Origin of the sequence: Streptomyces sp. NPDC047869 (assembly GCF_040704065.1) — a bacterium.
Taxonomy (GTDB): domain Bacteria; phylum Actinomycetota; class Actinomycetes; order Streptomycetales; family Streptomycetaceae; genus Streptomyces.
In genome coordinates this window covers 19,323-34,058 of the sequence record NZ_JBEYRK010000024.1, presented here as the reverse complement: position 1 = coordinate 34,058, position 14,736 = coordinate 19,323, and the positions used below count along the sequence as shown (strand labels likewise).

The window sequence follows — 14,736 nt, the reverse complement described above, 5'->3', positions numbered from 1 at the left end:
GGAAGACCAGACATGTCCAAGCACACGCTCTCCGTCCTGGTGGAGAACACGCCCGGCATCCTCGCCCGGATCGCCGCCCTCTTCTCCCGTCGCGGCTTCAACATCGACTCGCTCGCCGTGGGGGTCACCGAACACCCCGACATCTCGCGGATCACCATCGTGGTCAGCGTCGAGGAGTTCCCGCTGGAGCAGGTCACCAAGCAGCTCAACAAGCTCGTCAACGTGCTGAAGATCGTGGAGCTGGAGCCCGGCCAGGCCGTTCAGCGCGAACTCGTCCTGGTGAAGGTCCGCGCCGACAACGAGACCCGCTCCCAGATCGTGGAGATCGTCCAGCTCTTCCGCGCCAAGACCGTGGACGTCTCCCCGGAGGCCGTGACCATCGAGGCCACCGGGTCCAGCGACAAGCTGTCCGCCATGCTCAAGATGCTGGAGCCGTTCGGCATCAAGGAGCTGGTGCAGTCCGGCACGATCGCGATCGGCCGCGGCGCCCGTTCGATCACCGACCGGTCGCTTCGCGCTCTGGACCGATCCGCGTAAGGCTGGGTACGGGCGGCCGGCGCGCGCCGGCCGCCCGTATGCCGAGACCCCGAAACTTCCTTCCCCCTCACCGGCATACGGTGGGAGCAGAAACTGCACACCAAGGAGAGAACCCAAAGTGGCCGAGCTGTTCTACGACGCTGACGCCGACCTGTCCATCATCCAGGGCCGCAAGGTCGCGGTCATCGGCTACGGCAGCCAGGGCCACGCCCACGCGCTGTCGCTGCGTGACTCCGGTGTCGACGTCCGTGTCGGTCTGCACGAGGGCTCCAAGTCCAAGGCCAAGGCCGAGGAGCAGGGCCTGCGCGTGGTGACCCCGGCCGAGGCGGCCGCCGAGGCCGACGTCATCATGATCCTCGTCCCGGACCCGATCCAGGGCAAGGTCTACGAGGAGTCCATCGCCCCGCACCTGAAGGACGGCGACGCGCTGTTCTTCGGCCACGGCTTCAACATCCGCTTCGGCTTCATCAAGCCCCCGGCCGGCGTGGACGTCTGCATGGTCGCCCCGAAGGGCCCGGGCCACCTGGTCCGCCGCCAGTACGAGGAGGGCCGCGGCGTTCCCTGCATCGCCGCCGTCGAGCAGGACGCCTCCGGCAACGCCTTCGCGCTGGCCCTGTCCTACGCCAAGGGCATCGGCGGCACCCGGGCCGGCGTCATCAAGACGACCTTCACCGAGGAGACCGAGACCGACCTGTTCGGTGAGCAGGCCGTCCTCTGCGGTGGCACCGCCGCACTGGTGAAGGCGGGCTTCGAGACCCTGACCGAGGCGGGCTACCAGCCCGAGATCGCCTACTTCGAGTGCCTGCACGAGCTGAAGCTGATCGTGGACCTCATGTACGAGGGCGGCCTGGAGAAGATGCGCTGGTCCATCTCCGAGACCGCCGAGTGGGGCGACTACGTCACCGGCCCGCGCATCATCACCGACGCCACCAAGGCCGAGATGAAGAAGGTCCTCGCCGAGATCCAGGACGGCACCTTCGCCCAGAACTGGATGGACGAGTACCACGGCGGTCTGAAGAAGTACGACGAGTACAAGCAGCAGGACTCCGAGCACCTGCTGGAGACCACCGGCAAGCAGCTCCGCAAGCTGATGAGCTGGGTGAACGAGGAGGCGTAAGCCCCACGTCAGGGGGTCGGGGCACACTGCTCCGGCCCCCTTTGTCCACCCCGTCCAGCCACGGACGGGTGATCCTTCCGCAGAGGCGCAAGACGGCCTCCTGCACGCCACTAGACTGCTGCACAACATACGCGTCAGGCCCACAGCGTCGTGCGTCTTCCGCGGCTAGCCCCCCTCCACCGCCAGCGGCCGTCGGGACGGCCGTCCGCATTGGACTTGTGAGGACTCACGTGAGCTCGAAACCCGTCGTACTCATCGCTGAAGAGCTGTCGCCCGCCACCGTCGACGCGCTTGGCCCGGACTTCGAGATCCGGCACTGCAACGGCGCCGACCGCGCCGAGCTGCTCCCCGCCATCGCCGACGTCGACGCGATCCTGATCCGGTCGGCCACCAAGGTCGACGCGGAGGCCGTCGCCGCCGCCAAGCAGCTCAAGGTCGTCGCGCGAGCCGGTGTCGGCCTGGACAACGTCGACGTCTCCGCCTCCACCAAGGCCGGCGTGATGGTCGTCAACGCCCCGACCTCGAACATCGTGACCGCCGCCGAGCTGGCCTGCGGTCTGATCCTCGCCACCGCCCGCAACATTCCGCAGGCCAACTCCGCGCTGAAGAACGGCGAGTGGAAGCGCAGCAAGTACACCGGTGTCGAGCTGGCAGAGAAGACCCTCGGTGTCGTGGGCCTGGGCCGTATCGGCGCCCTCGTCGCCCAGCGCATGTCCGCCTTCGGCATGAAGGTCGTCGCCTACGACCCCTACGTGCAGCCCGCGCGGGCAGCGCAGATGGGCGTCAAGGTGCTGTCCCTGGACGAGCTGCTCGAGGTCTCCGACTTCATCACCGTCCACCTGCCGAAGACCCCCGAGACCCTCGGCCTGATCGGTGACGAGGCGCTGCGCAAGGTCAAGCCCAGCGTCCGCATCGTCAACGCGGCCCGCGGCGGCATCGTCGACGAGGCGGCGCTGTACGCGGCGCTGAAGGAGGGCCGGGTGGCCGGCGCCGGCCTCGACGTGTACGCGAAGGAGCCCTGCACGGACTCCCCGCTGTTCGAGCTGGACCAGGTCGTCTGCACCCCGCACCTCGGCGCGTCCACGGACGAGGCCCAGGAGAAGGCCGGCATCGCCGTCGCCAGGTCGGTGCGCCTGGCGCTCGCCGGCGAGCTGGTGCCGGACGCGGTGAACGTCCAGGGCGGTGTCATCGCCGAGGACGTCAAGCCGGGTCTGCCGCTCGCCGAGCGCCTCGGCCGCATCTTCACCGCCCTCGCCGGCGAGGTCGCGGTCCGCCTCGACGTCGAGGTCTACGGCGAGATCACCCAGCACGACGTGAAGGTGCTCGAGCTGTCCGCGCTCAAGGGCGTCTTCGAGGACGTCGTCGACGAGACGGTCTCCTACGTCAACGCCCCGCTGTTCGCGCAGGAGCGCGGTGTCGAGGTGCGCCTGACGACCAGCTCCGAGTCCGCCGAGCACCGCAACGTGGTGACCGTGCGCGGCACGCTGGCGGGCGGCGAGGAGGTGTCGGTCTCCGGAACCCTGGCGGGCCCGAAGCACCTGCAGAAGATCGTCGCGGTCGGCGACTACGACGTCGACCTCGCCCTCGCGGACCACATGGTCGTCCTGCGCTACGAGGACCGTCCGGGTGTCGTCGGCACCGTCGGCCGCATCCTCGGCGAGGCCGGCCTCAACATCGCCGGTATGCAGGTCGCCCGCGCGGCGGCGGGCGGGGAGGCGCTGGCCGTCCTGACCGTCGACGACACGGTGGCCGCCGGCGTGCTGGCCGAGGTCGCCGAGGAGATCGGGGCGACGTCCGCCCGCTCGGTGAACCTGGTCTGACCGGGCCGACAACGAAGAAGCGCCGGACGGGTCCATGACCCGTCCGGCGCTTCTTCGTGTCCGGTCGCCGCTCAGGCCGCGGTCTCCATCCCGGCCGTGGCCGCCGGCGTGCGCCGCGTGCCGGTCCCGCGCAGCGTCACCGCCGACGCGACGGCCGCGAGCACCAGCACCGCCGCCCCGGCGATCGCCGCCCCGTGCATCCCGGTGGTGAACGCCTCCCGGGCCGTGGCCGCCAGGGCGTCACCCGTGCGCCCCGGCAGCCGTCCGGCGACCGCGAGCGCGCCGCCCAGGGTCTCGTGCGCCTCGGCCGGGGCCGATGCGGGCATCTCGTGGCGGTAGAGCGCCGTACCGATGGAGCCGAGGACCGCCATGCCCAGGGCGCCGCCGAACTCCTGGCCGGTCTCCAGCAGTGACGAGGCGGCGCCCGCCTGTTCCACCGGAGCCGTGCCCATCGCCAGGTCCGTCATCTGGGACATCACCATGACGATGCCGGACGCCAGTACGCCGCAGGCGGCGAGGAGGAGCCAGAGCGAGTCCGTGCCGGCCAGGGCCAGCATCCCGTAGCCCGCCGCCGCGACGGCGAAGCCGGCGGTGACCACGTAGGCGCGGTCGACGCCCCGCTGGACCAGGGCGGTCGCGGCCGGGGCCGCCATGCCGATCGGCACCGACGGCAGCAGCGCCCACAGGGCCGCCTCCATCGCGCTCTTGTCCAGCACCATCTGCAGGTACTGCGTGGTGAAGAAGGCCGAACCCATCATCGCCAGCGCGGAGACGAGGTTCAGGACGACCGCGGGGGCGAAGCCCCGGCCGCGGAAGAGGGCCGGCGAGATCATCGGGGAGGCCGCCGTGCGCTGCCGGTGCACGAACAGCGCCGCGAACAGCAGGCCCACGGTGATCGGGACGACGTAGCGCGGGTGCCAGCCCTCGGACGGGATCTCCTTCAGGCCGTAGACCACGGGGAGCACCGCGGCCATCGACAGCGGCACGCTCAGCAGGTCGAAGCGGCCGGGCTCCGGGTTCCTGGACTCGGGCAGCAGCACCGGGCCGAGGAGCAGCAGCAGCGCCATCGCGGGCAGGTTGACCAGGAAGACAGAGCCCCACCAGAAGTACTGGACCAGGACACCGCTGAGCACCGAGCCGAGCGCGATGCCGCCGGTCATGACGCCCGACCAGATGCCGATCGCCTTCGCCCGCTCCGCGGGGTGGGTGAACATCGTGCGGAGCAGCGCCATGGTCGACGGCATCAGGGTCGCGCCGCCGATGCCGAGGACGGCGCGGGCCGCGATCAGGGTCTCGGCGCTGTTCGCGTAGGCCGCCACCAGGGAGGCGGCACCGAAAGCCGCGGCGCCGATCAGCAGCAGCCGGCGCCGGCCGATCCGGTCGCCCAGTGAGCCCATCGTCATCAGCAGGCCGGCCAGGACGAAGGCGTAGATGTCGAAGATCCACAGCTGCTGGGTGCCGCTCGGCTCCAGGTCCGCGCTGATCGCCGGGATGGCGAAGTACAGGACGGAGACGTCCATCGAGACCAGCAGCAGCGGAAGCATCAGCACGCAGAGCGCGGTCCATTCGCGGCGGCCGGCGCGGCCGCCGGGGGAGTCGTTGCTCGTCGGGTTCGTCATGGCAGTGACTGTACGGGCGTCTTAAACGCTTGTCTAGAACACTTGTATAAGTCACACGTCTAGGACGGTTGTATGGATCCGGCGCTAGGCTGGCCCGCATGGGACACCGTGAGGATCTGCTGGAAGGCGCCAAGAGCTGCCTGCTGGAAAAGGGCTTCGCGCGCACCACGGCGCGCGACATCGTCAAGGCCTCGGGGACCAACCTGGCCTCGATCGGCTACCACTACGGGTCGAAGGACGCCCTGCTCGCGGAGGCCTACGTCGCCCTCGTGGAACGCATGTCCGGCGCCTTCGACGGCGAGAGCGCCGCGCCGGCCGGCGCGCCCGGATCGCTGGAGCGCTTCCGGTGGGTGTGGTCGAACATCGTCGGCACCATGCGGGAGCCGGGCTCCGTGTGGCGGCTCAGCATGGAGGTGATGACCCTCGACATGCCGGAGCTGCGCGACCACCTGGCCGCAGCGCAGCGCGAGGGCGGGCGCGGCCTGGTCGCCCTGATGACGGACGTGCCCGAGGAGGAGGTGTCCGACGAGACGGCGGACACCCTCGGCCGGTTCTATCTCACCCTGATGACCGGGCTCATCGCCCAGTGGACCTTCGACCCGAAGACCGCTCCCGACGGGGACGCGCTGACCGAGGGGCTGCGCCTGATCATCGAGGCCGCGAGCGGCTGACCGCTCGGCCCGGCCGCTCGCCTCGGCTGCTCGGCCCGGCCGCTCTCATCGGCTGCTCTCCTCGGCCGCTCAGCTCAGCCGCGCCCGCTTCAGCGCCATGTGCAGCAGCAGCCGGTCCTCGCCGTCGTCCAGGTCGAGGCCGGTGAGCTGCTCGACGCGGGAGAGGCGGTAGTAGAGGGTCTGCCGGTGGACGCCCAGCTCGGCGGCCGTGCGGCCGGCCTGCCCCGCGCAGTCGAGGTAGACCTCGGCGGTGCGGGCCAGTTCGCGGTGGGCCGGGGCCAGCAGCGGGCCGACCGCGGGATCGTGGGCGGTCTGCGGCGGCAGCGCGGTCAGCAGCCGGTACGGCCCGACGCGCCCCCACTCGGCGACCGGCCCGAACCGCGGCTCCGCCAGCGCGGCGCGCGCGGCGGCGGACGCCTCCTGCCAGATCTCTCCCAGCTCGGCGAGCCCGATACGGGGCTCCCCGACCCCGGCGGCGGCCGCTGCCCTGGACCGGCGCGCGCCGCGCGCCCCCGCCGGCTCCTTCAACACCCGTGACGCCGCCGTCAGGGCCGGTGTCGCCACGTCCGCCGAGCGGAGCCGCACCAGCACCGCCAGACTCTGCTCGGTGGCCCCCCACGGGACCGTGCACAACGCCGTGGCGTGCGGGACCGTGCGCACGGACGGCGCGTCGTCCGGGTCGGCCGACGGCCAGGGGGCGACGCACACCAGCGTGTGCGGGCCGTCCGCGCGCGTCCCCAGCGCGGTGCGCAGTTCGGCCACCGCCATGTCCTGCTGCCAGCCGCGTTCCGCGGTCAGCACCGCCCGCAGCTCCCGGCCCAGCCCCGCCCCCGCCCGCTGCTCGTCCGCGAGCAGGGCGCCGATCCGGCCCGTCACCTGCATGGCGGCGCCCAGTTGCGCCTCCGTCGGACCAGGGTCGTCGTCCAGCAGCCAGACATAGCCGAGGACCACACCCCGATGGCGCACGGGCAGACAGATGCGGCCGCGGTAGACGCCGGCCTCCGGCGTCGGCGGGATCCGCACCGGTCCGGTCGCACGGGTGATGCCGAAGCCCTCGAACCACTCCCGCACGGTCGCGGTGGAACGCCGGGTCAGGATCGAGCGGGTGCGCACCGGATCCAGGGCCGACGGGTCCAGGTCGCCCTCGCTGTCGTACGCGCCGAAGGCGATCAGCTCGAAATCCCGGTTCTCCAGGGTCGCCGGAACGCCCAGCAGCTCCGAGATCTCGTCCACCAGCTCCTGATAGTCAGCCTTGTAGTCCGACGTCACCCCCGCATTCTCCCGCATCTCCGCGCCCCTTCATACATCTGTCTGAGATCGCGGTCGCGGATGCGTGACAGCTGTCGATGGCAGACGATCGGAGAAATCCATAGGTTTCACGGTGGTTCTCCGTGCCGTACCCGAATCGTCGGGCTCGGCCCGTCTTCGGTGCTTTTGTAGTGGAGGTGCCCCGTGCTGGGTCCCGTGATTCTCGCCGCGTCGCGAAGCGACCGGATGCGACGCCTGATCTCGGCGGCCCCGGTGACCAAGCAGGTCGTGGACCGCTTCATCCCCGGCGAGACCGTGACCGACATCGTCCCGATCATCGGGGACCTGGCGGCCAGGGGCCTGGAACTGACGATGGACGTCGTCGGCGAGGACATCACCACCCCCGAGCAGGCCTCCGCCGCCCGGGACGCCTACCTCGAGCTGATCGGCCGGCTCAAGGAGCTGGAGCTGGGCGAGAAGGTCGAGATGTCCGTCAAGCTGTCCATGTTCGGACAGGCGCTGGAGGGCGGCCACGAGCTGGCCCTGGCCAACGTCCGTCCGGTCGTCGAGGCCGCCGCCGCCATCGGGACCACCGTCACGCTCGACGCCGAGGACCACACCACCCTGGACTCGATGTTCGCCATCCACGAGGAGCTGCGGAAGGACTTCCCGCAGACCGGCTGCGTCATCCAGGCCTACCTCTTCCGCACCGAGGCCGACGCCCGCCGCCTCGCGGAGGCCGGCAGCCGGGTGCGCCTGGTGAAGGGCGCCTACAAGGAGCCCGCCGAGGTCGCGTACCAGCGGAAGCACGAGATCGACAAGGCGTACGTGCGTATCCTGAAGACGCTGATGGAGGGCGAGGGCTACCCGATGATCGGGTCCCACGACCCGCGCCTGATCTCCATAGCCCAGGAGCTGGCCCACCAGGCCGGCCGCAAGCTGGACGAGTACGAGTTCCAGATGCTGTACGGCATCCGCGGCGACGAGCACCTGCGGCTGGCCGCCGAGGGCCACCGCATGCGCGTCTACACCGCCTACGGCACCGACTGGTACGGCTACTTCATGCGCCGTCTCGCGGAGAAGCCGGCGAACCTGCGCTTCTTCCTGCGCAGCATGGTCAGCAAGGGCTGAGCCCGAACACCCGCTCACGTACAAGGAGTCAAGGATCCTATGGACGCTGTGACCCAGGTCCCCACCCCGGTCAACGAGCCGGTGCACGGTTATGCCCCCGGCTCGCCCGAGCGCTCCCGTCTGGAGGCCAAGCTCAAGGAGCTGGCCGAGAACCCGATCGAGCTGCCGATGACCATCGGCGGCGAGAAGCGCCTCGGCGGCGGTGAGCCCTTCGAGGTCGTCCAGCCGCACAACCACAAGGCCGTCATCGGCACCGGCCGGCACGCCACCCAGCAGGACGCCCAGGACGCCGTCGACGCGGCCCTGGCCGCCGCGCCGGCCTGGCGCGCCATGTCCTTCGACGACCGCGCCGCGATCATCCTGCGCGCCGCCGAGCTGCTGTCCGGCCCCTGGCGCGAGACCATCGCCGCCTCCACGATGCTGGGCCAGTCCAAGACCGCCCAGCAGGCCGAGATCGACAGCCCCTGCGAGCTGGTCGACTTCTGGCGCTTCAACGTCCACTACGCCCGCCAGATCCTCGCCGAGCAGCCCCCGGCGAACTCCCCGGGTGTCTGGAACCGCATGGACCACCGCCCGCTGGAGGGCTTCGTCTACGCGATCACGCCGTTCAACTTCAGCGCGATCGCCGCGAACCTGCCCACCGCCCCCGCGCTCATGGGCAACGTCGTGGTCTGGAAGCCGTCCCCGACGCAGACCCACGCCGCCGTGCTGCTCATGCGGCTCCTGGAGGAGGCGGGCCTGCCCAAGGGCGTCATCAACCTCGTCACCGGTGACGGCATCGAGGTCTCCAAGGTCGCCCTGGAGCACCGGGACCTCGCGGGCATCCACTTCACCGGTTCGACCAAGACGTTCCAGTACCTGTGGAAGACGGTCGGCAACAACATCGAGAAGTACCGCTCCTACCCGCGTCTGGTCGGCGAGACCGGCGGCAAGGACTTCGTGGTCGCCCACCCGAGCGCCGACCGCGCCATCCTGAAGACCGCCCTGACCCGCGGCGCCTTCGAGTACCAGGGCCAGAAGTGCTCGGCCACCTCCCGCGCCTACATCCCGGCGTCCATCTGGAACTCCGGGTTCAAGGAGGAGTTCGCGGCCGAGGTCGACAACCTGACCATGGGTGACGTCACCGACCTGTCGAACTTCATCGGCGCCGTCATCGACGAGCGCTCCTTCGCCAAGAACAAGGCCGCCATCGACCGTGCCGAGGCGGACGCGGCCTGCACGATCGTCGCCGGCGGCAGCTACGACGACTCGGTCGGCTACTTCGTCCGCCCGACCGTCGTCGAGTGCACCGACCCGGAGAACGAGGTCTTCACCACCGAGTACTTCGGCCCGTTCCTCGCCGTGTACGTCTACGAGGACGACCGGTACGACGAGATGCTGACCCAGATGGAGTCGGTCTCCGACTACGCCCTCACCGGTTCGGTCATCTCGGGCGACCGCGCCGCGGCGGCGTACACGATGGAGAAGCTCCGCTTCGCGGCGGGCAACTTCTACATCAACGACAAGTCGACCGGTGCCGTGGTCGGCCAGCAGCCCTTCGGCGGCGGCCGCGCCTCCGGCACCAACGACAAGGCGGGCGCCCCGCAGAACCTGATGCGCTGGACCCTGACCCGCGCCATCAAGGAGACCCTGGTCCCGCCGACCGACTACTCCTACCCGCACATGGGCTGACCTCGCCCGCCCCGTGAACTCGGGCCGGGAAGCCTGCCCCCCGAGCAGGCTTCCCGGCCCGTTGCCAATTCCGGCCCTGTCACAATGCGTTCATGACGGTGACGGCGGACGACGGGGTACGGCTGTGGGCGGAGCGTTCGGGCGGCGCCGGTGACCCGCTGGTGCTGTGCCACGGCGGCCCGGGCCTGTGGGACATGTTCGGCGACCTGGCCGCGCTGCTCGCGGACGTCACCCCGGTGATCCGCTGGGACCAGCGCGGCTGCGGCCGCTCGGAGCGCTGCGACGGCCCGTGGACCGGTGAGCGGTTCGTGGCCGATCTCGACGCCGTACGACGACACTTCGGCCTGGAGCGGATGGCGCTGCTCGGCCACTCCTGGGGCGCTCAGCTGGGCTTGAGCTACGCCCTGGCGCATCCGGACCGGGTGAGCGCGCTGGTGTACGTCTCGGGCACCGGCATCGGCCCGGACGCCGGCTGGCACCCCGGGTACAAGGAGAACTTCCTCGCCCGTCTCGCCGACCACCCCGAACGCCTCGCCCGCTGGCGGGAGTTGTCCGGCCTCGCCCGGCGCACGGAGGACGAGGAGCGGGAACGGGCCGTGCTGCACTGGTCCGTGGAGTTCGAGGACCGGGACCGGGCCCTGGAGCCGGCCGGGCGCATGGCCGAGCCTTGGTTCGGGATCAACTCCGAGTGCGCCGACGCCCTCAACGAGGAACGCAGGCGCACCTGGGGCACCCGCGCGCTGCACTCCGCCTGCCGGGCCCTCGGGGTGCCGGTGCTGATCGTCGACGGCGCCGACGACATCCGCCCCCGTACCGCCGTCGACTCCCTCGCCGGGGCGCTGCCGCATGTCCGCCGGGTGACCTTCCCGGGTGCGGGGCACATGCCGTGGGTCGACGACCCCGAGGGCTTCCGCGAACTGCTCAGCCGGTGGGCAGGTGACGGCCGAGGAAGTCCCGCATGAGCGCGGCGATTTCGTCGGCGTGCGTCTCCAGGGCGAAGTGCCCGGTGGGCAGCAGGTGCACCTCGGCCTCCGGCAGGTCCCGCTGGAAGGCGAGCGCGCCGGCCGGCACGAAGATCTCGTCGTGTCCGCCCCAGACCGCGAGCAGCGGGACCCGGGAGGCGCGGAAGTACTCGTGGAAGGCCGGGTAGAGCGCGAGGTTGGCACCGTAGTCGGAGATCAGGTCGAGCTGGATCTCCGACTGGCCGGGGCGGGCCAGCAGCGCCGCGTCGTGTTCGTAGGCGTCCGGGCTGACCAGTGAGGGGTCCGGAACGCCGTGCAGGTACTGCCACTTGATGCCGTCGGGGGAGTAGATCTCCCGCACCGGCGCCTCCGTCTTCGGCGTCCGCTTCTCGATCAGGGCCAGCACGGGCGCCCAGGCCTCCTCGCCGAGCCCTTCCTCGTAGGCGTTGCCGTTCTGCGTGACGATCGCGGTCACCCGGTCGGGGTGGGCGAGAGCCAGGCGCAGGCCGATCGGGGCGCCGTAGTCCTGGATGTACAGGGCGTACCGCTCCAGCCCCAGCCGCTGGGTGAACTCGTCCGTCACGGCGGCGAGTTCGGCGAATGTGTACGAGAACTCCGCCGGGCCGGGCGCCGCCGACCGGCCGAAGCCGATGTGGTCGGGGGCGATCACCCGGTAGTGGTCGGCGAGCAGCGGGATCAGGTCGCGGAACATGTGCGAGCTGCTCGGAAAGCCGTGCAGGAGCAGCAGCACCGGGGCGTCGGAGGGGCCCGCCTCGCGGTAGTACACCTCGAGGCCGCGGACGGTGGCGGTGCGGTGGTGGACCTGGTGAGTGGACATGGGTGCAGTCCAGCACGCGCATGTCTAACCCGTCAAGAGAGTTTTAGAGGTTAGAAGTCGAGCCCCTGGGTGAGGCCTTCGACGATGGGGGCGCCCATCTCCGGCCGGTCCGCCCCGCGGACAAGGTGCAGGTCATGGCCGTGTGGCGGGATCCGCCGTCTCAGATAGTAGGAAGTCCGAGTAATTGTGCAGACAGGCGCGGCGGGCTCCCTTAGTTTTGTAGAAGTCGAACGTCTCGCTCGATCCAGCGAACGGCGGTCGTGAGCCGGGCCCCGTGCAGGCAATCCCTGCGGCACCGCTCCCCGCCCTCCGGGGCCCCGCCCGCGCCCATCCGGCAGTGGGGGAGTCTCTCGCAACCCTCCTGCCGTACTCCGGTTTCCCGAAGGAGTCGATTCACCATGGCCGAGACGACCGTCCGCCGCCGAGTCCGCCACGTTTCCCGCTCGGCCGAGTCCGAGCGCAAGAACGCCGCCGCCGCCCTCCAGCGCGCCCTCGACCGCCGCGACAACGGCGGCGAGACCGGCCACTGAGCCGGCATCGATCCGGGAGCCGCACCCGCCGGGTTGCGGCGCGGCCCACTGTCGCGCCGCAGCCCGGAAGAGGCCGGCGGCCCACATGTCCGCATCGCGGACAGGGCGTGTCATCCTCTGGGACGGGAGGTAGGGTGCCGACATGTCTCGCAGCATCAATCTCGCAGTGATCCCCGGTGACGGCATCGGCCAGGAGGTCGTGGCCGAGGGCCTGAAGGTCCTCTCCGCCGTCCTGCCGCAGGATGTGAAGCTGGAGACCGAGGAGTACGACTTCGGTGCCAAGCGCTACCACGCCACCGGTGAGACCCTCACCGACGCCGACCTCGACGCCCTGAAGCGGCACGACGCCATCCTGCTCGGCGCCATCGGCGACCCGTCGGTCCCCTCCGGCGTGCTGGAGCGCGGCTTCCTGCTCAAGCTCCGCTTCGCCTTCGACCACCACGTCAACCTGCGCCCGTCGAAGCTGCTGCCCGGTGTCTCCACCCCGCTGGCCGGCCAGCCGGAGATCGACTTCGTGGTCGTCCGCGAGGGCACCGAGGGCCCCTACACGGGCAACGGCGGCACCATCCGAAAGGGCACCGAGCACGAGGTCGCCACCGAGGTCTCCGTCAACACGGCCTTCGGTGTCGAGCGCGTGGTCCGCGACGCCTTCGCCCGTGCCCAGGCCCGCCCGCGCAAGAAGCTCACGCTGGTCCACAAGAACAACGTGCTGACCTTCGCCGGGCACCTGTGGACGAACGTCTTCAACAAGGTGGCCGAGGAGTACCCCGAGGTCACCACCGACTACATCCACGTGGACGCGGCGACCATCTACCTGGTCACCGACCCCGGCCGGTTCGACGTGATCGTCACCGACAACCTCTTCGGCGACATCATCACCGACCTCGCCGCCGCCGTCTCCGGAGGCATCGGCGTGGCCGCCTCCGGCAACATCAACCCCGGCCGCGAGTTCCCGTCCATGTTCGAGCCGGTCCACGGCTCTGCCCCGGACATCGCGGGCCAGGGCAAGGCAGACCCCAGCGCCACGGTGCTCTCCGTCGCGCTGCTGCTGCGCCACCTCGGCCACGACGCCGAGGCCGACCGCATCGACGCCGCGGTCGCCGCCGACCTCACCGAGCGGGTGGGCAAGCCCGCCCGCAGCACCTCCGAGATCGGCGACGCCCTCGCCGTACGCGTAGCCGGCTGACCCGCCGCGCTACGCACAAGCCGTCGGGTCGCACACGCACCCGGCGGCTTCTTTTGTGCCTCGCCGGGTGCCACCATCAACCACTGGGCCGCTTTCACCCCGATTCCGTCCGGCGTCGCCCGCGCGCGATAATCGAACGCGGAGCCGCGACATGAGGGAAAGCTCGGACGTCCTAGCACCGGCCACCGGCCGGTGAAGGGCGCGAACGCGGCCCGGTCACTACTCACCGGTGAAGGACAAGCACTCATGACGACGCCCACGATCGAGCTCAAGCCCTCCGCCCACCCGCTCGCCGCCGCGGAGCGCGAGGCGATCCTGGCCAGCCCCGGATTCGGCCGCCACTTCACCGACCACATGGTGACGATCAAGTGGACCGAGGGGCGCGGCTGGCACGACGGCCAGCTCGTTCCGTACGCGCCGATCCCCCTCGACCCGGCCACCAACGTCCTGCACTACGCCCAGGAGATCTTCGAGGGCCTGAAGGCCTACCGCCAGCCCGACGGCTCGGTCGCCACCTTCCGCCCCGACCAGAACGCCAAGCGCTTCCAGCGTTCCGCGCGCCGTCTCGCCATGCCGGAGCTGCCGGTCGAGACGTTCGTCGAGGCCTGCGACGTCCTGGTCCAGCAGGACAAGGACTGGGTGCCCGCGCACGGCGGCGAGGAGTCGCTCTACCTGCGCCCGTTCATGATCGCCACCGAGGTCGGCCTGGGCGTCAAGCCCGCCAACGAGTACCTGTTCATCGTCATCGCCTCCCCGGCCGGCGCGTACTTCCCGGGCGGGGTCCGGCCGGTGTCGATCTGGGTCTCCGAGGACCGCGTCCGCGCCGTCCCCGGCGGCATGGGCGACGCCAAGACCGGCGGCAACTACGCCGCCTCCCTGCTCGCCCAGGCCGAGGCCGCCGCCAAGGGCTGCGACCAGGTCTGCTACCTCGACGCCGTGGAGCACAAGTGGGTCGAGGAACTGGGCGGCATGAACCTGTACTTCGTGTACGGCGACAAGATCGTCACGCCGACCCTGACCGGCTCCATCCTGGAGGGCGTCACCCGTGACTCCCTGCTCGCCGTCGCCCGCGACCTCGGCTACAAGTCCGAGGAGGGCCGGGTCTCGGTCGAGCAGTGGCAGCGCGACTCCGAGAACGGCACCCTCACCGAGGTCTTCGCCTGCGGCACCGCGGCCGTGATCACCCCGGTCGGCACCGTCAAGCGGGCCGGTGCCGAGTGGCAGCAGAGCGGTGGCGAGTCCGGTGAGGTCACCGTCCGCCTGCGCCAGGCCCTCCTCGACATCCAGCGCGGCAAGGCCGAGGACCAGCACGGCTGGATGCACAAGCTGGGCTGACACCCGCCAGGCGTCCTCAGGGGCCGCCCCGGACCTCCGCGTCCGGGGCGGCCCCCGTGCGTTCGGGGACC

General features: G+C 70.8%; 13 protein-coding genes. 10 read left to right on the top strand and 3 right to left on the bottom strand.

Going from position 1 to position 14,736, the window contains the following annotated elements; genetic code table 11:
• The first annotated feature begins 12 nt into the window (after window positions 1-12).
• The 3 genes from ilvN to serA all read left to right on the top strand — a co-directional run bounded on the left by ilvN (window position 13) and on the right by serA (window position 3,474).
• On the top strand, window positions 13-537 hold the full coding sequence (gene ilvN, locus AB0924_RS26950) for an acetolactate synthase small subunit (protein ID WP_030216544.1): 525 nt from the start codon (window positions 13-15) through the stop codon (window positions 535-537).
• A 118-nt stretch (window positions 538-655) separates the two neighbouring features.
• Entirely contained in the window at window positions 656-1,654 is a 999-nt protein-coding gene (gene ilvC, locus AB0924_RS26945; protein ID WP_358935647.1) for a ketol-acid reductoisomerase, read from the top strand.
• Between the two features lie 230 nt (window positions 1,655-1,884).
• Window positions 1,885-3,474, top strand: coding sequence for a phosphoglycerate dehydrogenase (gene serA, locus AB0924_RS26940; RefSeq protein WP_358935649.1), 1,590 nt, complete (start codon window positions 1,885-1,887; stop codon window positions 3,472-3,474).
• A 71-nt stretch (window positions 3,475-3,545) separates the two neighbouring features.
• On the opposite strand, the gene AB0924_RS26935 is transcribed toward serA, so the two are convergent.
• Entirely contained in the window at window positions 3,546-5,093 is a 1,548-nt protein-coding gene (locus AB0924_RS26935; RefSeq protein WP_366912754.1) for an MFS transporter, read from the bottom strand.
• A gap of 98 nt (window positions 5,094-5,191) precedes the next feature.
• On the opposite strand from AB0924_RS26935, the gene AB0924_RS26930 reads away from it, so the two are divergent.
• Complete coding sequence (locus tag AB0924_RS26930) at window positions 5,192-5,764, top strand: TetR/AcrR family transcriptional regulator (protein WP_358935653.1); 573 nt, start codon at window positions 5,192-5,194, stop codon at window positions 5,762-5,764.
• A 69-nt stretch (window positions 5,765-5,833) separates the two neighbouring features.
• On the opposite strand, the gene AB0924_RS26925 is transcribed toward AB0924_RS26930, so the two are convergent.
• Window positions 5,834-7,051: a helix-turn-helix domain-containing protein gene (locus AB0924_RS26925; protein WP_366912753.1), complete on the bottom strand. Its 1,218-nt coding sequence runs from the start codon at window positions 7,049-7,051 to the stop codon at window positions 5,834-5,836.
• Between the two features lie 165 nt (window positions 7,052-7,216).
• On the opposite strand from AB0924_RS26925, the gene AB0924_RS26920 reads away from it, so the two are divergent.
• The 3 genes from AB0924_RS26920 to AB0924_RS26910 all read left to right on the top strand — a co-directional run bounded on the left by AB0924_RS26920 (window position 7,217) and on the right by AB0924_RS26910 (window position 10,776).
• On the top strand, window positions 7,217-8,143 hold the full coding sequence (locus AB0924_RS26920; RefSeq protein WP_366912752.1) for a proline dehydrogenase family protein: 927 nt from the start codon (window positions 7,217-7,219) through the stop codon (window positions 8,141-8,143).
• A gap of 39 nt (window positions 8,144-8,182) precedes the next feature.
• Window positions 8,183-9,814 (top strand): L-glutamate gamma-semialdehyde dehydrogenase, encoded by a 1,632-nt coding sequence (pruA, locus tag AB0924_RS26915; RefSeq protein ID WP_358935659.1) that lies wholly within the window; start codon window positions 8,183-8,185, stop codon window positions 9,812-9,814.
• A 92-nt stretch (window positions 9,815-9,906) separates the two neighbouring features.
• Complete coding sequence (locus AB0924_RS26910) at window positions 9,907-10,776, top strand: alpha/beta fold hydrolase (protein ID WP_366912751.1); 870 nt, start codon at window positions 9,907-9,909, stop codon at window positions 10,774-10,776.
• On the opposite strand, the gene AB0924_RS26905 is transcribed toward AB0924_RS26910, so the two are convergent.
• Window positions 10,736-11,614, bottom strand: coding sequence for an alpha/beta hydrolase (locus AB0924_RS26905; protein WP_366912750.1), 879 nt, complete (start codon window positions 11,612-11,614; stop codon window positions 10,736-10,738). The genes AB0924_RS26910 and AB0924_RS26905 overlap by 41 nt on opposite strands.
• A 398-nt stretch (window positions 11,615-12,012) precedes the next feature.
• On the opposite strand from AB0924_RS26905, the gene AB0924_RS26900 reads away from it, so the two are divergent.
• From AB0924_RS26900 to AB0924_RS26890, 3 genes are all read left to right on the top strand, one after another.
• Window positions 12,013-12,144 carry a hypothetical protein gene (locus tag AB0924_RS26900; RefSeq protein ID WP_358935665.1) on the top strand — a complete coding sequence of 44 codons (132 nt, stop codon included), beginning with the start codon at window positions 12,013-12,015 and terminating at the stop codon, window positions 12,142-12,144.
• A gap of 142 nt (window positions 12,145-12,286) precedes the next feature.
• Window positions 12,287-13,330, top strand: a complete 1,044-nt coding sequence (locus AB0924_RS26895; RefSeq protein ID WP_358935667.1) for a 3-isopropylmalate dehydrogenase — start codon at window positions 12,287-12,289, stop codon at window positions 13,328-13,330.
• Between the two features lie 246 nt (window positions 13,331-13,576).
• Entirely contained in the window at window positions 13,577-14,665 is a 1,089-nt protein-coding gene (locus AB0924_RS26890; RefSeq protein ID WP_366912749.1) for a branched-chain amino acid aminotransferase, read from the top strand.
• The last annotated feature ends 71 nt before the right edge of the window (window positions 14,666-14,736 follow it).